18 protein-coding genes, 1 tRNA gene and 1 riboswitch are annotated in these 18,992 nt (G+C 45.1%); of the genes, 6 read left to right on the top strand and 13 right to left on the bottom strand.

Annotated features, from left to right (window positions below; all coding sequences use genetic code 11):
• Positions 1-201 precede the first annotated feature (201 nt).
• Positions 202-1,035 (top strand): hypothetical protein, encoded by an 834-nt coding sequence (locus IRQ95_RS18770; RefSeq protein ID WP_194438745.1) that lies wholly within the window; start codon positions 202-204, stop codon positions 1,033-1,035.
• Between the two features lie 123 nt (positions 1,036-1,158).
• Positions 1,159-1,638 carry a YehS family protein gene (locus tag IRQ95_RS18765; protein ID WP_194438743.1) on the top strand — a complete coding sequence of 160 codons (480 nt, stop codon included), beginning with the start codon at positions 1,159-1,161 and terminating at the stop codon, positions 1,636-1,638.
• A gap of 162 nt (positions 1,639-1,800) precedes the next feature.
• Here IRQ95_RS18765 and udp read toward each other — a convergent pair whose 3' ends face one another.
• The 9 genes from udp to moaA form a co-directional block, all read right to left on the bottom strand.
• Complete coding sequence (udp, locus tag IRQ95_RS18760; protein WP_194438741.1) at positions 1,801-2,559, bottom strand: uridine phosphorylase; 759 nt, start codon at positions 2,557-2,559, stop codon at positions 1,801-1,803.
• A gap of 275 nt (positions 2,560-2,834) precedes the next feature.
• Complete coding sequence (locus tag IRQ95_RS18755) at positions 2,835-5,138, bottom strand: zinc/cadmium/mercury/lead-transporting ATPase (RefSeq protein WP_194438739.1); 2,304 nt, start codon at positions 5,136-5,138, stop codon at positions 2,835-2,837.
• 65 nt (positions 5,139-5,203) lie between these two features.
• Positions 5,204-6,655, bottom strand: a complete 1,452-nt coding sequence (locus IRQ95_RS18750; protein ID WP_194438737.1) for an MATE family efflux transporter — start codon at positions 6,653-6,655, stop codon at positions 5,204-5,206.
• 57 nt (positions 6,656-6,712) lie between these two features.
• The gene (locus IRQ95_RS18745) at positions 6,713-7,129 is read right to left on the bottom strand and encodes a CBS domain-containing protein (RefSeq protein WP_194438734.1); all 417 of its coding nucleotides are present in this window, start codon (positions 7,127-7,129) and stop codon (positions 6,713-6,715) included.
• 219 nt (positions 7,130-7,348) lie between these two features.
• Positions 7,349-7,804, bottom strand: a complete 456-nt coding sequence (gene moaE / locus IRQ95_RS18740) for a molybdopterin synthase catalytic subunit MoaE (protein WP_194438732.1) — start codon at positions 7,802-7,804, stop codon at positions 7,349-7,351.
• A 1-nt stretch (position 7,805) separates the two neighbouring features.
• Positions 7,806-8,051, bottom strand: coding sequence for a molybdopterin synthase sulfur carrier subunit (moaD, locus tag IRQ95_RS18735; protein ID WP_194438729.1), 246 nt, complete (start codon positions 8,049-8,051; stop codon positions 7,806-7,808).
• The gene (moaC, locus tag IRQ95_RS18730; protein WP_194438726.1) at positions 8,048-8,527 is read right to left on the bottom strand and encodes a cyclic pyranopterin monophosphate synthase MoaC; all 480 of its coding nucleotides are present in this window, start codon (positions 8,525-8,527) and stop codon (positions 8,048-8,050) included. Before moaC ends, moaD begins: the two co-directional genes overlap by 4 nt.
• 29 nt (positions 8,528-8,556) lie before the next feature.
• Positions 8,557-9,069: a molybdenum cofactor biosynthesis protein B gene (gene moaB / locus IRQ95_RS18725; RefSeq protein WP_075708489.1), complete on the bottom strand. Its 513-nt coding sequence runs from the start codon at positions 9,067-9,069 to the stop codon at positions 8,557-8,559.
• Between the two features lie 75 nt (positions 9,070-9,144).
• On the bottom strand, positions 9,145-10,134 hold the full coding sequence (moaA, locus tag IRQ95_RS18720; RefSeq protein WP_194438724.1) for a GTP 3',8-cyclase MoaA: 990 nt from the start codon (positions 10,132-10,134) through the stop codon (positions 9,145-9,147).
• Positions 10,123-10,260, bottom strand: a riboswitch (molybdenum cofactor riboswitch). It overlaps the preceding gene by 12 nt.
• Before the next feature lie 190 nt (positions 10,261-10,450).
• Between moaA and IRQ95_RS18715 the strand changes: the two genes are divergently transcribed.
• Positions 10,451-11,338, top strand: coding sequence for a YvcK family protein (locus IRQ95_RS18715; protein ID WP_194438721.1), 888 nt, complete (start codon positions 10,451-10,453; stop codon positions 11,336-11,338).
• Here the strand turns inward: IRQ95_RS18715 and luxU are convergent.
• The 3 genes from luxU to uvrB form a co-directional block, all read right to left on the bottom strand.
• Positions 11,327-11,662, bottom strand: a complete 336-nt coding sequence (luxU, locus tag IRQ95_RS18710) for a quorum-sensing phosphorelay protein LuxU (RefSeq protein ID WP_194438719.1) — start codon at positions 11,660-11,662, stop codon at positions 11,327-11,329. The genes IRQ95_RS18715 and luxU overlap by 12 nt on opposite strands.
• A gap of 9 nt (positions 11,663-11,671) precedes the next feature.
• On the bottom strand, positions 11,672-13,057 hold the full coding sequence (gene luxO / locus IRQ95_RS18705; RefSeq protein ID WP_194438717.1) for a quorum-sensing sigma-54 dependent transcriptional regulator LuxO: 1,386 nt from the start codon (positions 13,055-13,057) through the stop codon (positions 11,672-11,674).
• Positions 13,058-13,331: 274 nt separating this feature from the next.
• Positions 13,332-15,362, bottom strand: coding sequence for an excinuclease ABC subunit UvrB (gene uvrB, locus IRQ95_RS18700; protein ID WP_194438715.1), 2,031 nt, complete (start codon positions 15,360-15,362; stop codon positions 13,332-13,334).
• Between the two features lie 550 nt (positions 15,363-15,912).
• On the opposite strand from uvrB, the gene IRQ95_RS18695 reads away from it, so the two are divergent.
• Positions 15,913-15,988, top strand: a tRNA-Asn gene (locus IRQ95_RS18695).
• Between the two features lie 156 nt (positions 15,989-16,144).
• Here IRQ95_RS18695 and IRQ95_RS18690 read toward each other — a convergent pair.
• A complete protein-coding gene (locus IRQ95_RS18690) occupies positions 16,145-17,458 on the bottom strand; it encodes an anaerobic C4-dicarboxylate transporter family protein (RefSeq protein ID WP_194438713.1) in 1,314 nt (437 codons plus the stop codon).
• A gap of 363 nt (positions 17,459-17,821) precedes the next feature.
• Here IRQ95_RS18690 and rsxA point away from each other — a divergent pair, with 363 nt between their 5' ends.
• Together rsxA and rsxB are read left to right on the top strand one after the other, a co-directional pair.
• Entirely contained in the window at positions 17,822-18,403 is a 582-nt protein-coding gene (rsxA, locus tag IRQ95_RS18685; protein ID WP_194438712.1) for an electron transport complex subunit RsxA, read from the top strand.
• Positions 18,403-18,987 (top strand): electron transport complex subunit RsxB, encoded by a 585-nt coding sequence (gene rsxB / locus IRQ95_RS18680; protein ID WP_194438710.1) that lies wholly within the window; start codon positions 18,403-18,405, stop codon positions 18,985-18,987. The genes rsxA and rsxB overlap by 1 nt, the downstream gene beginning before the upstream one ends.
• Positions 18,988-18,992 lie beyond the last annotated feature (5 nt).

The raw sequence follows: 18,992 nt of genomic DNA, 5'->3' as shown, positions 1-18,992 counted from the left end.
ACGTTATCAGCGATTTTAATCAGCAAGAATGATTAAAGACTTATGCTGGTTGGTATTATACCCTCCCCTCACTGGTGAACCTCTGCACCAAAATAGTACAGCCATACCGAGCCTTTAAAAATAAGCCATTGATAATAATCAACTTAAAATCTGGCACTGATAGTGCTGAGACTCTAATGCCACCAGCAGCAAGGAGTCGCTATGTTTATTCTCATTTCTATCTCGGTTTCCGTTCTCATCCTGATTTTAATCTACCACTACTCAAGACAACGATCTCTTTCCCACCAGCGTAACTATCAACAAATCGTCACTTTGCGCCTTGTGATGGAACTATGCAGAAAACATCGTGCTGTCACTCATCATGCTGCCACGACAAATAACCAACCTGCTGCTGACTATGCGCTTAAGCAAATCGATAAAGAATTAGAAGCACAAGCTAGTCGATTAGTCAGCTTAGCTAATTTTGACCATAAACCTATGTATCGAGTACTGCAAATGAAGCTCAAAGGGTTGAGTCATGAGTGGCAGCAGCGTTCATTTGCCCGTAACCAACGTATTCATGGTACGGCAATTCGCCACTGTATGTTTTTAATTGATGATATTGCTCTAGTGTGGCTGTTAGAGTCTGGTCGTGCCGATCTTAGCGATGAGTATCATATGAACTGGCAGCAAGTGCTCGACAGCATGGAGGTATTAACTCAGCTGCGAATTTGTATTCAAGAAATCGATCAGCCGATTGGGGAGATGAGAGTGAAATACTACAGCGACAAGATCCGCCATAAACTGCACCAACTCAGTTTGATCAGCTCCCTGCCTATTCGCTCTCCGATCGGCAGCCAAGTGCTCGATCAGCTCGATGAATTGAGTTCAGCGGATACACTGAAACTTAATCAGCAACAACTCTACCAACTGACCACGGATATCTCACAGCTTATCGCCCAGGTCTACGATGATATGCTGACAGATATTACGCAAAGTCTCTATCAAGCATTACCCGATATTTCGTCTGACAACATTTACACAGAAAATGGTTAAGCACACTAACCGTAAAACCATTAGTTCTGTTGATAGTCGCCATTCTCTGATAGAGTCGCGCTCATTCTTGATATCGTTGGTTGCAGCAATTCGCTTCAACTAATAGCCAGACTAGGACACCCTTTGACTAACAACGAAATTTTGCGTCGCGTTCAGCACGCTCTAAACCTTAAAAATGCCCAAATTATCAAAGCTTTCGAGCAAGCTGATGTAGCTGTTGCTCATGATCAGGTGAATAACTGGTTAAAAGCAGAGAACGAAAAGTCTTTCTCTAAGATGAAAGATAAAGATCTTGCGGTGTTCTTGAATGGTTTTATTAATCTAAAACGTGGGAAGAAAGAAGGTGAACAGCCAAAACCTGAGCAGCAATTGACGAATAACATGATCTTTATGAAGCTGCGTATCGCACTAAACATGAAGAATGAAGATGTGTTAGACGCACTTGAACTCATGGGCATCAGCCTAAGCAAGTATGAGATTGGTGCTTACTTCCGCAAACCAAATAATAAGAATTATAAAGAGTGTAGCGATGAGCTACTGTGTGACTTCTTAAATGGTGTGCAGTTCACTCAGCGTCCAGACTCTGAGGCGTTTGCTGACTAACACCACACGCCAAAATAAAAACACCCCCAATACTTATTACTAAATATTGAGGGTGTTTGGGGTAATCATTTGAGCTGAATCATTCGACTTCAACGTTAGACATCTTTTGCTGATATCGTTTCAAGTCGTCAAACTCGAGCATCCGAGCATCAGGCAATCGCCTTACAGCATTTTACGTGCAGCTTCGACCACGACTTTAATTGAGCGAGCCTCGGTTTCTTTTAGCGTCGCGTGATCTGGAATCTCTTTTTGGGTACGGTTGATAATCACACCCGCAACACAACCCGCTTTCAAACCTGAGCTTGCACACATTGTTAGCAATGTCGCTGACTCCATTTCAAAGTTCAGTACGCCCATCTCTTGCCACTCTTTCATCGAGCCTTGGAAACGTTGCACTACACGACCAGTAAAGGTGTCGTATCGCTCTTGGCCTGGGTAGAAAGTATCACTCGATGCCGTCACACCCATATGTACTGCAGCCCCTGATTCTTCAACAGCCGCTTTCATTGCCGTTGCAACTTCAAAGTCAGCAACTGCTGGGAATTCCATTGGTGCAAAGTGTAAGCTTGCGCCATCAAGACGAACTGAACCAGTCGTAACAATCATGTCGCCAACATTAACATGCGGTTGAATTGCGCCTGTGGTACCAACTCGTAGGAATGTGCGTACACCTAGTTGAGCAAGCTCTTCTACTGCAATCGATGTTGAAGGACCACCAATACCGGTTGAGCACACGACAACTGGTTTACCATCTAGCTCTGCACGGTAAAGTGTATATTCACGATGACTAGCTAGAAAAACTGGGTTTTCCATTTCCTCTGCAATTTTTTGTACACGTGCTGGATCACCAGGAATGATCGCTAGAGTTGCGCCAGCTAGATCGGCTTCGGTAACACCTAAATGGAATACAGCTTGAGACATGAGGAAACTCCTTATTACGTCGAGTTGTCGTTTAACACTCGATCTATAAATTCATTGGGTACGCAACTAATGTAACGAACTCACCTAGGATATAGAGTGATTCAAGTCACACATAAAAAAGTAATAAACCGTCAACTTGCACATAAAAACGGTTGGCATCACATAACAATGTATAACAACTGATGTGATTGCATAAAAAAGAATAGCCACTAAATTGACTTTAGTGGCTATTTTTACGTTCAACCTTAAGTTGCTACCAAAGCAGCACAGGGAAATTAATCAAGTTTACTTTCAAATTTGAGTAGGCGGAGTGCATTTAGCGTCACAATCGCTGTCGCACCACTGTCGGCTAACACCGCGACCCACAACCCCGTAATCCCCAACAGACTTGTGACCAGAAATACCCCTTTGAGGCCCAATGCCAATGCGATATTTTGACGAATGTTATTCAGTGTTGCGCGTGACAGCTCAATCATCGCAGGCAGCTCAACCAAACGATTATGAGTGATGGCCGCATCGGCGGTTTCCAGCGCAACGTCGGTTCCGCCCCCCATTGCAATACCGATACTCGCCGCTTTCATCGCTGGCGCATCATTAATACCATCCCCGACCATCGCAACATTATTGCGTGCTGATAACTGCTCAACAAAATGGACTTTGTCTTGTGGCAGCAAGCTGGCTTGAAAGTCGATATCGATTTGCGAGCTAATCGCAGAGGCACTACGTGGATTGTCTCCGGTAAGCATGATTGAGTTGATACCCAGCACTTTCAAAGCCTTAACTGCCTGTTTAGCGTCTTCACGCAAAGTATCTTGCCAAGCGATCAAACCTAAAACCTGATCCTGCTTCAGTGCCACAATCACTGTTTTACCTTGGTCTTCGAGCTCAGCTACGCGCTGACTCAATTCACTATCCAAATCAAACTCTAACTTACTTGGTGCCAATGCGCGGAATAGATCACCATCAATCACGCCTTGAATACCGCTACCAATTAGCGCTTGTTTGTCACTTGCTTCGGGCAATTCAATCCCTTTGTTCTCGGCGTATTTCACCAAAGAACTCGCCAATGGATGGCTCGAGCCGACTTCAATTGCCGCGATGTGTTTCAGCAGCCAAACTGGATCAATAGTATCAGCAGCCACCACATCGGTTACCTCAGGTTTCCCCTTGGTGAGCGTGCCGGTTTTATCAAACGCCACCGTTTGTACATGACCCAGTTGCTCCAATGCTGCGCCGCCTTTGATTAAAGCTCCTCGACGAGCTGCTGCTGCAAGCCCCGAAGTAATCGCTGCCGGCGTTGAAATCACGAGAGCACACGGACAAGCAATCAACAATAGAGCTAAACCGCGATAGACCCATGTTTCCCACGGTTGAGCAAACAACAATGGCGGCGTGATGATCACCAGCAGCGAGACCAACATCATCAATGGGGTATACCAGCGGCTGAAGCGATCTAAGAATCGCTCTAGCGGCGCTTTACGCGACTCCGCTTCCTCGATCAGATGGAGAATTCTGTCGATAGCGTTTTCGCCTTGGCGCGAAGTAATGGTTAGGCGCACAACCTTATCAACCACCACTGCCCCTGCCATCACCGATTCATTCGCCAAGCGTTCCACAGGAATAGATTCACCGGTTAAGGCACTCTCATCAAAACTTGCTGCACCAGCGATAATTTTGCCATCAGCAGGAAGACGAGCACCCGGCGCGACTTCGATTACGTCACCAAGATTGAGTTCACTCGCGGAGACTTCTACTCGCTTACCATCAATGATCTTGGTCGCGGTCTCTGGCACTAATTCCATTAACGCTTGCACGCCACTGCGCGCTCGAGATGCAGCAAAGGCTTCTAAACGTTCACCAATTAAAAACAGCAACAGCACCATCGCCGCTTCGACACTTTCACCCAAATAAAGCGCACCAATGGCGGCAACACTCATTAACGTTTCTATCGCAAACGGCGTACCTGATTTGGCCAAAGAGATGGCTTTTTTAGCAATGGGATACAGACCAACCAAACAGGTCAGAATAAACAGCCATTCACTTAATTGAGGTTGATAAGGCTTAATCAAGCCAGCGAACGCCATTGCCGAAGCAATCGCGATAATCTGCCCATTTTGCTTAATAATCGGTAGCCAGCCAGTGGGCTTAGGTTGGGTAGATTTTTGATTGGGTGAGCTAAAGGTAAACCCCGTATCTATGATGGCCTGCTCAACTAAAGTGGCGACAGCAACATCACTCGACTTAACAATGAGTTTTTCAGTGGCAAACAGTACTTTAGCTTCAGTAATACCTGGGATTTTATTGACTGCAGTCTCAACTTTGCGGGCGCACGAAGGGCAGTCCATACCGTTGATTTTCCAGCTATGGCTAAAACGAGCTTGTGATGACAGACCGGAATCGCTTTCCTCATCACTTGGGTCAGAGCCGCTGCCACAAGTCGAGCTAGAACAACAGTCTGAACCTGTGCTTTCCACACCAGCCATTTTGATACTGGTAATTTTAGGACTCGCGCATGAGCCAGCTTGAGATGGATTCGCTGCCGCTTTATTTGTACGGCATGCTTCATGTTTGGTGCACATAATTGATTCTCCTATCAAAGTACACCCTAAGCATAAACCTTGGAGTATACTCCAAGGTCAAGCTCTTAATCTGACAATTTGGTTTTATTCGCTGCGACTTCTTCAATCAATACCGCGTCATGGCTACAGAAAGGTGTAGCATTAACACTTTTTATCGCGGGATCTTTAGGTTCAAGCTCTGCCACTTCACCCTGCATCAGATCGCGAATATGCTTACGTAAAACCCAGATAGCAATCAGACCAAACACGACCGTCCCTACCGCTTGGCCGTAGAGAACCCCTAATGCACCAAACCAACTCGCACCAATATGGACAAAAGGTAGCGTTCCTAAAGTCGCTTTACCTAAATTCAAGGCAGTCGAATAGAGAGGCTTACCAAGGTTATTAAATGAGGTGTTCGCGACAAACTGCATACCATTAAAAATAAAACTGACGGCGATAAACGTACAAAACGTCCCAACAATCAACGCCGCATCTCCAGTAAGACTAAAGCTGCTGATGAGTAGGCCCTGCACTAAATACAACACAATACAAACAAAGACAGTGTACACCGTAGTCACAATGAGAGAGTTATTCAGCGTCTCTTTCACTCGGTCAAACCTTTCAGCGCCAAAGTTCTGTCCGATAATTGGCCCTACCGCACCAGACAGAGCAAATATCACCGCAAAACAGACTGGCGTTATTCGCCCTATCACCGCAAAGCCAGCGACAAAGTTTTCGCCAAATTGAGCCAAAGAAGAGGTGACAATCGCGTTGCCGATTGGCGTAGCGATATTGGTGACAATCGCAGGTAACGCAATCGCCAAAATGGCTTTTGAATTGCACTTCCATGCAAACCACGATGGCACGGCGACCAGATCATGTATCTTGATTAGAGGGTAAATAGAAAAAGCAAGTACGGTGACACGAGCGATAACAGAAGCCGCTGCAGCCCCTTCAACATTCCAATTAAAGACGAAGATAAATATTGGGTCGAGAATGGCATTAACGATGCCACCAGACAATGTAGCCCACATCGAACGCTTCGCATCACCAGCAGCACGAAGAGCTGCCCCTGCTGCCATACCCAGCGCTAAAATAGGCCCACTTGGGATGAGGATCTCTAAGTATGCTTGCGCCCTCTCGGCGGCAAACCCCTGAGCACCAATTGCCGCAAGCAACTCAGGAATGTAGCTGTACATAACAACGCTCACCACACAGCTAATCAAGAAAGCGGTTAACATAGTACTGGCGCTTAAAGCCCGCGCATAAGTGAACTGGTTGCTACCAATAGCCTTCGAGACTAATGCCCCCATCGCAATCGACGTGCCGATAGAGATAGAGGTAGAAAAGAAAACCAAAGTTCCTGCAAAGCCAACAGCCGCCGCTAACTCTACCTGCCCAAGCATACTGATAAACAGCATATCCAGTAAGTCGACCACAAACAGAGCCATTAGCCCTACAGAACCAGCCCCCGACATCACTAAAATATGTCGCATCGTAGAACCTTCAACAAACTTGGCACTTTGGTCGGTCATCGCTTTTCCTCTGGCAAAAATAAAGGCGCCGCAGCGCCTTATCTTCAATCTAGATTATCATACTGGATGCTTAAAACACGCATCGATATTTTTAGCTATCGCTCGTAACACATCTTTACGTGTAATTATGCCGATGAGCTTACCGTTTTCGATAACCGGATACACTTTAGGTTTGCCTACCTGCATCATTTCCGCCAACTCAATCACTGACATCTCAGGGGATACCGAGAGCACATCAGGATACATGCAATCGCTGACTATATGAGTATCTTGACAGTAGTAGCTTACTTTGATCAGTTTATCGAGCAAGTCTTGTCCTGATAAAAAACCAATTACTTTTTTATTCTCATCCACAACAGGTCCGCCTAAATAATCCGAACCCATCACTTTATCTAGGGCCGCACTGAGTGACATCTCTGGTGTAAAAGTTACCGCTTGTAGCTTCATGTAGTCTCTTACTTTTAACGATTCCATGTTGGTCTCCTATGTCGCGCCACTGACTAAACTCTATTGAGAAATAACTTTGTTAACTTAAGTGTCGCCTAATTTCTTGATTTTACTAAATGGAAAGCAACAATTTTTCTGATAGGTTTAATCTATCACTACGTAAGCAAGATAAAAAAAGACCACAGGCAAATACCTATGGTCTTAAAAAGTACGGCGGTCTTAAAAAGTACGGCTCGAATCTAAAAACTATTTTTGCCAACGCTCTGCGGCTTTCGCATCAGAGTCACGCGAATCAACCCAACGTGTTGCTTCAGTGGTACGCTCTTTCTTCCAGAACGGTGCTTTGGTTTTTAGGTAATCCATAACAAATTCGCATGCGTCAAATGCTGCGCCACGGTGCGCACTTGCCACACCGACAAACACGATTTGATCGCCTGTTGTCATATCACCCACACGGTGAATAACACGGATCGCTTCCAACGGCCAACGCTGCTCAGCTTCATCACAGATTTCTGCCAACGCTTTTTCTGTCATGCCTGGGTAGTGCTCAAGTGAAAGACCAACCACATCGTCGCCTAGATTCATGTCGCGAACTTTACCGACGAAAGTCACCACCGCACCTGAAGCATTGCTTTTTGCTAACGCTTGATACTCATCACCGACGTTGAAATCTTCAACTTGTACTAATACACGAGGATCCATCTTAGCCTCCGGTAACCGGTGGGAAAAATGCCACCTCATCACCAGCGGTAAGCGGGTGAGTAAGCGGTACGATTGATTGATTTACCGCCGCCAAAAGACGGCCAGGATCAAGTGCAAGATCCCACTTACCTTCTTGTGCAGCTAAATGAGCACGCAACTCTTCAACCGTAGTAAACTGCCCTTCAAGTTGCAGCTCATCGGTTTCAACCAACTCACGAGTTTGAGCAAAGAATAAAACCTTAATCATGCATCCACCTTAAAGTGTCCTGATTTACCGCCAAGCTTCTCTAACAAACGAACTTGACCAATCACCATATCTTTCTGTACCGCTTTACACATATCGTAAATGGTTAAAGCAGCAACCGAAGCGGCTGTTAGCGCTTCCATCTCAACACCGGTTTTACCCGCCAGCTTACATAACGACTCAATGCGTACGTAATTTTCTGCTTCGTTTGCTTCTAGCTGCACTTCCACTTTAGACAGCAGAAGAGGATGGCAAAGTGGGATCAAGTCCCACGTTTTCTTTGCAGCTTGAATACCAGCAATTCGCGCCGTCGCGAATACATCACCTTTGTGATGTTGACCAGACGTGATCAATTGCAAGGTTTCCGGTGCCATATGAACAAAAGCTTCAGCGCGCGCTTCACGTACTGTTTCTGCTTTGCCCGATACGTCCACCATGTTTGCTTCGCCAGAAGCGTTGATATGGGTAAACTGGCTCATGAGTGCTCCGCTGTTAAATGGATCAGTAATTAAACTGAAAGGTGTGGCATAAAGTTACAAGGACGGTGGCTCGCATCTAGCTGTTGCTTGATGATCTTCGTCCAACCTGTACGACACGCACCCGTTGAGCCTGGCATCGCAAAAATTACCGTGTGGTTAGCAAAACCAGCGATTGCGCGAGATTGAATGGTTGATGTGCCGATTTCCTCGTAAGAAACCAAACGGAATAGCTCACCAAAACCTTCTACTTCTTTATCGAATAGTGGTTTTAACGCTTCTGGAGTACTGTCACGAGAAGTGAAACCAGTGCCACCAGTAATCATAATTGCTTGCACGTTTTCATCGGCAATCCACTGTGAAACGATCGCGCGGATTTTGTACATATCATCGATAACAATTTGCTTATCAACAATGTTGTGACCTGCATCTTGAGCGTTTTCAGCTAGGAAACGACCTGATGTATCATTTTCTTCTGTACGAGTGTCAGAGACTGTTAGTACTGCAATGTTTGCTGGTTGGAACTTGCTTTCTGCATGACCCATTTGCTCACCTACCTATCGTGATTAGTTTTGTTCGCCGCTCTACGTCGGCGATAAATAATTTGGAAGAGAGTTTGATTAGCCGCCAATCGACGCCAAGTGTGGCGTCATACCTGTGTTGCCATCTTGCAAGAAATGGCTGACAGACTTGGTTTGTAACTGCTCTTGAATGCGTTGAATTAACAAAGGTTCTTGTTCATCTTGCTCAAGTAGATCACGCAATTCGACGCCGTGATCACCAAACAAGCACAGATGTAGTTTACCCAATGCAGATACGCGTAGTCGGTTACAGCTTTCACAAAACCCTTTTTCATAAGGCATAATCAAGCCAATTTCACCTTGGTAATCAGGGTGAACAAAAACCTGAGCTGGACCGTCATTTTTCTCGCGAATTTTGAGTAACCAACCATTTGCGATCAACTGGTTGCGGATTTGTACACCGGATACATGATGGTTTTGGAATAACTCGTCCATCTCACCGGTTTGCATCAATTCAATAAAACGCAATTGAATTGGACGATGTTTAATCCAATCAAGAAATAACGGCAATTGGTGGGAATTCAGATCTTTCATCAACACAACATTAACTTTGATCTGTGAGTAACCAACCTCGAAAGCTCGGTCGATACCCGCCATTACTTGATTGAACTTATTCTCGCCTGTGATTTGATGAAAAAGGCGTGGGTCAAGGCTATCCACACTGACATTGATATGCGTTAAACCCGCTTGTTGCCACTCAGCAACTTGCTTCTCCATTCGGTAGCCATTGGTGGTGGTCGCAACTTTACGAATACCATTCGTGTTCGCGACGGTTTCAATGATCTGTGTAAAATCTTTACGCAAACTTGGTTCGCCACCGGTGATACGAACTTTACTCGTACCGCAGTCAGCAAACGCGCGTACTACACGTTGAATTTCAGGAAGCGATAAAAAAGACGAGTTTTTTTGCCCCGAAGGTTTGTAACCATCAGGTAAGCAATATGTGCATTTAAAGTTACAGACATCTGTAACAGAGAGACGCAAGTAGTAAAACTTGCGATGAAATTTATCTTCTAATTGTTGCGCCACGGAACACCTTTCCAAACACGGGAGGCATAGTCATTTCCAACTGTGCCCTTGTGACATCATGTCACTGGCTCACAAAGCTTATTCGTCACTGAACTTAGCTTACTGAGCTCGGAGTTATGGCAACCGTTACATGTTCAAAATTTTTACAATTAAGAATTTAACAGCAGCTACCGCATAAAATACTTAAAAACTGTGAGGGATTCCACCCTTAGAATGAAAAAAAACGCACAGTTCACTCAATTTGCCCCCTATTGAGTACTAAGAGTAAATCGATTAACTTAAATTGTAGTTGGTATAGCTGAAAATAAGAAAACGAATGACAATCTATTCAGAAAAAAAAGTGGTCGCTATTGGTGGTGGCCACGGCTTAGGTCGAATGCTTGCGGCACTAAAAGATTTTGGAACCAATGCGACTGGCATTGTAACCACCACTGACAATGGCGGCTCAACAGGTCGAATTCGTCATTGCCAAGGCGGGATTGCTTGGGGCGATACTCGTAACTGTGTGAATCAGCTAATCACCGAACCCTCCATTAGTTCAATGATGTTTGAGTATCGTTTTAAAGGCACAGGAGAGCTTGATGGCCATAATCTAGGTAACTTGATGTTGACCGCGCTTGACAACCTTTCGGTGCGTCCACTCGATGCGATTAACCTCATCCGCAATATGTTGAAAGTGGATGTAAATTTAGTACCGATGTCAGAACATCCATCGGACCTGAAAGCACTCTCAAAAGAAGGCAAGTGGGTGACGGGAGAAACCAGTGTCGATGAAATGGAAGCCGATCTACAACGCTTAGATCTCGATCCAGAAGTCCCAGCAACGAAAGAAGGGGTTCAAGCCATTGAACAGGCCGACATGATTATTCTAGGTCCGGGGAGTTTCCTCACTAGCGTAATGCCACCATTGCTACTGCCCGAGGTTGGGCGAGCAATTGCCAGCAACACCTCAGCAAAACTGGTGTTTGTAGAAAACCTGTCACCAGAATATGGGCCTGCGGGTCGCATGTCTCTGCGTGAAAAGCTGGAGTGGTGTGAGCGTGCTTGCCAAGCTCGTAAACTAGACGTGGTATTGGGTGCAGAAGCACACCCTGAATTGAGTGAATGGAACTGTGTCACAGCCGATTTGGCTTCACCCAATCGAGATTGGCGACATGACCGTCAAAAACTTCACGCCGCCATTATCGAGCTACTATCTCAATAGCCCTTCGTATTGATGATGAGTCTCTTTAAGCAAATCTAACATTTTCTGCTTATCTTCAGGGCTGGTTAACGCCAGCCCTGACTTACCTGAACTGTCATAATCGATCGCTAGTCGACATAATGCTTCTGCACCAAAGCTGGCAGCACTGCTTTTTAAGGCATGGCTTATCTCTTTTAGGTAAGCATCTTGGTCGCTGTCTGGCAGGTCAAGCTTCTCTGCATATTGATTGAGCTCACCCAAAAAAATCTCCAATAAAATTGGCAGATTATCGGCACCAATCTCTTGCTTCAAACGTTCAACTTGCTGTTGATTAATAATGTCCATGAAACCCTACTATAGTTGTTTTTCATTCCAGGCTTGCAGCTTGCGATAAATTGTCGACGGGCTAACGTCTAAATACCCTGCAGCTTTCGGAATATTGCCATCACAAGCCTGAATCGCTTGCTCAATGGCACGTTTTTCCGTTAGCCATAATGGAAAAATATCGTGCACAGTTAACACTTCTCTCTCTTGCGAGGCGCTAACCTCACTGCCATGAATCGGCTTATTCAATGGTGGTGGCAACATATCAAGGCGAATTTCTTTGCCATTGTTCAGCACCACAACATTACGCAATACATTTTGTAATTGACGCACATTACCCGGCCATTCATAACGGGAGAAGCAATCTACCACCTCCGGCGATAGTCTGATGAAGTCTTTGCCTTCTTCTTTAGACATAAAGCCAAGCAAAGAGTATGCAATTTCAATGACATCTTCGTCACGCTCACGCAAAGGTGGCAAATGAAGAGGGATGACATATAAGCGATAATACAAATCTTCACGAAAACGGCCTTCTTGCACTTCTTTCCACGGATCGCGGTTAGTCGCACAGACAAAACGGACATCGACGCTCTTCATCTTTGACGAACCCACTTTTTGGAACGTGCCAGTTTGGATGAAACGCAGTAGCTTGGTTTGCAAATCCAAGTCCATCTCACACAGCTCATCAAGGAACAAGGTTCCACCATCAGCAAGCTCTGCGGCTCCTTGTCGGTCTGTCGCCGCGCCAGTAAACGCACCTTTTACGTGGCCAAACAATTCACTTTCGATGAGATCTTTTGGTATCGCTGCACAGTTAATCGCAATAAAGGGCTTATCACCACGCTTACTTGCTGCGTGGATAGCTTCAGCACAGACTTCTTTACCAGTGCCACTTTCACCGGTAATAAAAATACTCGCCTTACTTGCTGCTGCTGAGTCAATGGTGCGATACACCGCTTGCATTGTATGACTACTACCGATAAAGCCCTGATAACCTTCATTTATTCCATCTTCGGTTTTTAGCTTGCTTGCTTTGCGAATCGCATTATTGACCGTAACGCGCAAGCGGTCTGCTTCACAAGGCTTAATCAAGAAGTCTTGCGCGCCATGTCGCATCGCTTCAACCGCTGTATCGATAGAGCCATGCGCCGTCATAAAGATGATCGGCACATCTGGGTTTTGCTGTTTTACTTCATGAAGAACATCCATACCCGTCATATCAGGTAGACGTAGGTCCAATAGGATTAGATCTGGTGTACGAAAAGAGAGACTCTCAATCGCGTCTCGACCAGTTCCAACAATATTAATGTCGATACCAAGTGGAGTCAGATAAGAGCGATACAATGCGGCAACGGAAGCCGTATCTTCCACCATCAATAGATAGCGATTTTTTTGCGTTAGAGTATTTTGCTGCATAACCTAGCCATAGATTTTTGATTGCATTTTGTTTTAATAATTGCATTGCGCATTGCATTTTGCAAATAACTTAATCAAAAAATGCCTGAATCAGTAATAAAAGTAAGGATTATTCAACAATTAATAATTGGCACGAATAGTGCTGTAGATAAATTGACCCTAACGGGTCACCTAGCCAACTGACGTTGTTAGTGAACTTAGTATTCACAAATGACAGCCAATAGAACCATTTCTATTGGCTATTTTTTTGTCTGATATTTAGCGACCAAATCGGTTAGCTATTGGTAATGAACTGTGCACGCAGTTTTTCTATCTCATCTCGCTTAGCAGCCGCCAATTCAAATTCGAGATTTTGCGCATGTTGATACATCTGTGCTTCCAGTTTGTTAATCTCTTTTTCAAGTTGCTGAGGAGAAAGCACTTGGTAATCTTGCGAAGGCTCGGCCACTTTCGACAGCGGAACCGCTTTGCTGTTACGCTGCTTACGCCCTTTACCAATATCACCTAATTCCATAATATCTTTGACATTACGCTTCAAAGCCTGCGGCTCGATACCTTGCTCTTGGTTATAAGCTTGCTGTTTTTCACGACGGCGATTCGTTTCTCCCATCGCGCGTTCCATTGAGCCGGTAATACGGTCTGCATACAAAATCGCTTTACCATTGACGTTACGCGCTGCACGGCCAATCGTCTGAATCAATGAACGCTCAGAGCGTAAGAAGCCCTCTTTATCCGCATCAAGAATCGCAACTAGCGAAACTTCGGGCATATCAAGGCCCTCTCTAAGTAAGTTAATACCCACTAACACGTCAAACTCACCTAGACGTAAATCACGAATAATCTCGACACGTTCAACGGTATCAATGTCTGAGTGAAGGTAACGAACGCGAACATCATGCTCGCTCAAGTATTCGGTTAAATCTTCTGCCATGCGCTTGGTGAGAGTGGTCACTAACACACGCTCATCTTTAGCGGCGCGAATACGCACTTCAGAGAGTAAGTCGTCAACCTGAGTCGCGACAGGACGAACTTCAAGCTCAGGGTCAAGCAAACCTGTGGGACGAACTACTTGGTCAGCGATTTCATCGGCCGATTTCTCTAGCTCATAATTACCCGGTGTGGCTGAGACAAAAATTGTCTGCGGCGCTAATGACTCAAACTCATCAAATTTTAGCGGGCGGTTGTCCAAAGCCGATGGTAAACGAAAACCGTACTCCACCAGCGTTTCTTTACGTGAACGGTCACCTTTATACATCGCACCAATTTGCGGCACGGTGACGTGTGACTCATCGATGATCAGTAGACCATCGCCTGGCAAGTAATCAAATAGGGTTGGGGGCGGCTCACCCTCGCTACGTCCACTTAAATAACGGGAGTAGTTTTCAATACCAGAACAGAAGCCAAGCTCATTCATCATCTCAATATCGAACTGAGTACGCTGACTTATACGCTGTTCTTCTAGCAACTTGTTATTGTCTAGCAAGTATTTCTTACGTTGCTCTAACTCAACCTTGATCTCTTCTATCGCATCAAGAATCTTCTCACGAGGCGTAACATAGTGAGTTTTCGGATAAATGGTGTACCGCGGCAAGTCTCTTTGTTTAACCACTCCGGTCAGCGGGTCAAAGATACTGATACAATCAATTTCATCATCGAACATTTCAATGCGAACTGCATCCTGCTCTGATTCAGCAGGGAAAATGTCAATCACTTCGCCTCGAACTCGGAATTGTCCACGCTCAAAAGCGACATCATTGCGGCTATATTGCAGTTCAGCCAAACGACGCAGTATGTCACGCTGATCCATCACATCACCACGACGAACGTGCAGCATCATTTTTAGATATGATTGGGGATCACCCAAGCCGTAAATCGCAGATACCGACGCAACAATGATGGCATCTTTACGTTCAAGTAGGGCTTTGGTTGCCGACAAACGCATTTGTTCAATGTGCGCGTTGATCGACGCGTCTTTCTCGATGAAAGTATCTGTAGTCGGTACGTAAGCTTCTGGCTGATAGTAATCGTAGTAAGAAACAAAAAACTCTACGGCGTTATTAGGGAAAAATGCTTTCATCTCCCCGTATAACTGTGCCGCAAGGGTTTTGTTTGGCGCGAGCAAAATTGCCGGACGCTGAGCGGTAGCGATAACATTGGCCAAAGTAAAGGTTTTACCAGAGCCCGTTACCCCTAATAAGGTTTGATGGGCAAGACCGGCATCGAGACCTTCTAGTAATTGATTGATTGCCTTGGGTTGATCACCTGAGGGCTTGTAATCTGAGACCAAGTCGTACAGTTTGCTCATCGCATCCTCGAAAACGTAACTATAGTAGAGGGCCATTTTGTCTGTATATATATACAGACTCAAGTCCTAATCGAAAAATTCACTCAGCTTTTATCGATTATTTTTCTAATTGACGCTAGATCCCTGACTAATAAGCTGATAACATTCCTGCCCCTATCAAGGCACCCAGCCTAAAAAACGCACCTTAACCATTCACAGCTTATACACAAAATCACTCGATCAAGCGCCGATCGCACTTCGATCATTTATTTGCGCTCACTCTCAAATTAGATCAAAAACCACCACAAACGTTTGTTATTGCTACATCTAAGCAAAGATCCATTTGCGCAACAAAAAATCCCCATTGACGATCTTTTAATCATTAAAATAGTTATTAAAGCATAATTAACACACTTATCCACAATTTTAGTGGATAACTATTTACAGCCCAATAGCCATGCGGGCTAGCAAAAAGTAAAGATATTTTTCTTCACTCGTTTTGCCAATTTTCATTTCACAACTGTTGACAGTGAAATTAGCTACAGATAACATTTGCTCCGCTAAATGCAATTCCTCCTTAGCTCAGTTGGTAGAGCGACGGACTGTTAATCCGCAGGTCGCTGGTTCGAGCCCAGCAGGAGGAGCCAAATTCCATGGAAAAGCCGTGTCTTAGGACGCGGCTTTTTCGTATCTGTACACTCGTAACTCTCTTTACCAATGCACAAAAAACACAAAGACGCCCGCAGGCGCCTTTGTTTTCTTACCGCCACGATAAGGCAGCATATAGCTTTTTAATCAAATGATTACAACACGATACCCGCAAAGATAAAGCCGAAGATAATACTGAACACTAAGCTCAGTAGACCCGGAATCATAAAGCTGTGGTTAAAGATATATTTGCCAATCTTAGTCGTCCCTGTGCGGTCAAAGTCAATTGAAGCAATGATTGGACCGTAGTTAGGAATAAAGAAGTAACCGTTAACCGCAACGAACGTCGCGATAATTACTTCTGGTGGCAAACCAAGCATAATACCTACCGGCACCAATACCGCAGTCGTTGCACCTTGGCTATTTACCATCACAGAGAGACCAAACAGCGCAAATGCAAACGTCCAAGGCGCCACTTCCACCATGCCCGATACCGCCTCTTTCACCATCATATCGTGACCACCGATGAAAGTATCGCCAAGCCATGCAATACCGAAGATTGCGACAATCGCACGCATACCCGCATGGAATACCGAACCTTGGGTGATCGCGTTGCCATCCGGTTTACAGATCAAAATAATCAGCGCACCCATAGCTAACATAATGATTTCAATCGTGTGCGCCATGCCCATCGGTGAACCATCAAAGTTTGGTCTTAGGAATGGGAATGCGCCCATGATAACAACCGCTAGCGCACCAAATAGGAACAGACCAACGGCACGTTTCGCTTCTGGACGAATCTCAATTTCTTCTACTTGAGTCTCTTCTTCCATCTCTTTACGGAAAGCAGGATCTTGCATGCGACGTTGGTACTCAGGATCGTCTTTTAGCTCTTTGCCAAGCTTGTTAACAATTAAACAAGCTGAGGCAAGACCAAGGAACGTACCCGGAATGGTTACCATCAGTACATCAGCTAGGGTAATGCCTTGCGGCTCTAAAAATGCAACCAGAGCAACAACCGCAGCTGCGATAGGGCTTGCCACGATAGCAAACTGAGATGCGATTACCGCCATACCCAGTGGGCGCTCAGGGCGAATGCCGCTACGACGACTTACTTCTGCAATAACCGGTAGAACTGAATACGCTACGTGACCAGTACCCGCTAAAAAGGTGAAAGACCAAGTAACCAGTGGCGCAATAAAAGTGATTTGGCGAGGGTTCTTGCGCAAAATGTTAGATGCCACTTTAATCAGATAATCTAGACCACCAGCCGCTTGCATTGCCGCTGCCGCCGCAACCACCGCCATGATCATTAGCATTACATCAATGGGTGGACTAGTCGGTTTTAAGCCAAAGACAAAGCTTAAGATCGCTAAGCCGATACCACCCATAACACCAAGACCGATACCGCCGATCCGCGCACCAATTAAAATACATCCCAGAACAACTAAAAACTCTATCAAAAACACATCAAACTCCTTGATGACAACGTTTAAATAAAACCTTGTGAATAGTAAGTTTTTTATTATTTTTGTTTTCAGCACACCATCACATAAGCGCAACGAAAAAACCGCGCTATGTGAAGATTGTTTAATACCTCTCGCTATTACTGGTCAGTTGTTACTGCTGTGTAATTGGAATGGATATAAACCACTATTGTTATGCAACATATCCTCACCGCTCTGCTCCACGACGAAAACGTTTTCCGCTCTATTAGCACATATTTTGCGTATAATTTTTACTCAACAACCTAAAACCTTATCTTTCCTTGGTTGTTATTAAGCAAGCAAAGCGAGATAATATCGGGATCGGATTTCTTTAAATATAAAACTATGACCGAATATCTTTTGTTGTTGGTCGGCACTGTGCTGGTCAACAACTTTGTACTGGTGAAGTTCTTGGGCTTATGTCCATTTATGGGCGTTTCTAAGAAATTAGAGACTGCTATTGGTATGGGGTTAGCAACCACTTTTGTGCTAACTCTCGCTTCGGTGTGCGCGTATCTCGTAGAAAGCTATATTTTAGTACCATTAGGGCTACAATATTTGCGAACTATGAGTTTCATTCTCGTTATCGCCGTGGTGGTACAGTTCACTGAAATGGTGGTACATAAAACCAGCCCGACACTCTATCGTCTGCTGGGTATTTTCTTACCGCTAATCACCACCAACTGTGCGGTATTGGGTGTTGCACTGCTCAACATCAATGAAAATCATAACTTCATCGAATCAATTATCTACGGATTTGGTGCAGCTGTTGGTTTTTCATTAGTGCTGATCTTGTTTGCTTCAATGCGCGAGCGTATCACTGCTGCCGACGTACCGACTCCATTTAAAGGCGCATCCATTGCGATGATCACCGCCGGTTTAATGTCTCTAGCCTTTATGGGCTTTACTGGTTTGGTGAAGCTGTAATGAGTTCAATACTAATCGCTATTATCGCACTCGCGGTACTTGCCGCTGTATTTGGCGCTATTCTCGGTTTTGCTTCGATTCGCTTTAAAGTCGAAGCTGACCCTATTGTTGACCAAATCGACGGTATTTTGCCCCAAACCCAATGTGGTCAATGTGGTTACCCTGGTTGCCGCCCATACGCTGAAGCCATCGCTAACGGCGATGCGATCAATAAATGCCCTCCGGGTGGTCAAGCGACTATTGAAAAGCTAGCCTCTCTAATGGGGGTTGAAGCGACTGACTCAGCACATGATCTCGATGACGCAGTGAAAACTGTCGCCTTTATCCATGAAGACATGTGTATCGGTTGTACTAAATGTATTCAAGCATGCCCAGTTGATGCCATTGTTGGTGGTACAAAAGCGGTGCATACCGTCATTAAAGATGAATGTACGGGCTGTGATCTCTGTGTCTCTCCTTGCCCGACAGACTGTATTGAAATGATCCCTGTAGTCACCACTACAGCGAATTGGAAGTGGCAATTAAACGCCATTCCTGTTGTTGATATTACCGACTCTGCTGACAAGCAGGAAAGTGTGAATTAAGGACT

It is taken from the genome of Vibrio fluminensis (genome assembly GCF_015278125.1).
Lineage (GTDB): Bacteria > Pseudomonadota > Gammaproteobacteria > Enterobacterales > Vibrionaceae > Vibrio > Vibrio fluminensis.
Note: the sequence above shows the minus strand (reverse complement) of the source record. Positions and strands in the feature narration are given on the sequence as shown.

What these genes read in the sequence shown, in the direction of transcription:
- IRQ95_RS18770 (WP_194438745.1), top strand. Translation starts at nt 202, where the DNA reads ATGTTTATTCTCATTTCTATCTCGGTTTCCGTTCTCATCCTGATTTTA.
- udp (WP_194438741.1), bottom strand. Translation starts at nt 2,559, where the DNA reads ATGTCTCAAGCTGTATTCCATTTAGGTGTTACCGAAGCCGATCTAGCT.
- IRQ95_RS18755 (WP_194438739.1), bottom strand. Translation starts at nt 5,138, where the DNA reads ATGTGCACCAAACATGAAGCATGCCGTACAAATAAAGCGGCAGCGAAT.
- IRQ95_RS18750 (WP_194438737.1), bottom strand. Translation starts at nt 6,655, where the DNA reads ATGACCGACCAAAGTGCCAAGTTTGTTGAAGGTTCTACGATGCGACAT.
- IRQ95_RS18745 (WP_194438734.1), bottom strand. Translation starts at nt 7,129, where the DNA reads ATGGAATCGTTAAAAGTAAGAGACTACATGAAGCTACAAGCGGTAACT.
- moaE (WP_194438732.1), bottom strand. Translation starts at nt 7,804, where the DNA reads ATGGATCCTCGTGTATTAGTACAAGTTGAAGATTTCAACGTCGGTGAT.
- moaD (WP_194438729.1), bottom strand. Translation starts at nt 8,051, where the DNA reads ATGATTAAGGTTTTATTCTTTGCTCAAACTCGTGAGTTGGTTGAAACC.
- moaC (WP_194438726.1), bottom strand. Translation starts at nt 8,527, where the DNA reads ATGAGCCAGTTTACCCATATCAACGCTTCTGGCGAAGCAAACATGGTG.
- moaB (WP_075708489.1), bottom strand. Translation starts at nt 9,069, where the DNA reads ATGGGTCATGCAGAAAGCAAGTTCCAACCAGCAAACATTGCAGTACTA.
- IRQ95_RS18715 (WP_194438721.1), top strand. Translation starts at nt 10,451, where the DNA reads ATGACAATCTATTCAGAAAAAAAAGTGGTCGCTATTGGTGGTGGCCAC.
- luxU (WP_194438719.1), bottom strand. Translation starts at nt 11,662, where the DNA reads ATGGACATTATTAATCAACAGCAAGTTGAACGTTTGAAGCAAGAGATT.
- luxO (WP_194438717.1), bottom strand. Translation starts at nt 13,057, where the DNA reads ATGCAGCAAAATACTCTAACGCAAAAAAATCGCTATCTATTGATGGTG.
- uvrB (WP_194438715.1), bottom strand. Translation starts at nt 15,362, where the DNA reads ATGAGCAAACTGTACGACTTGGTCTCAGATTACAAGCCCTCAGGTGAT.
- rsxA (WP_194438712.1), top strand. Translation starts at nt 17,822, where the DNA reads ATGACCGAATATCTTTTGTTGTTGGTCGGCACTGTGCTGGTCAACAAC.
- rsxB (WP_194438710.1), top strand. Translation starts at nt 18,403, where the DNA reads ATGAGTTCAATACTAATCGCTATTATCGCACTCGCGGTACTTGCCGCT.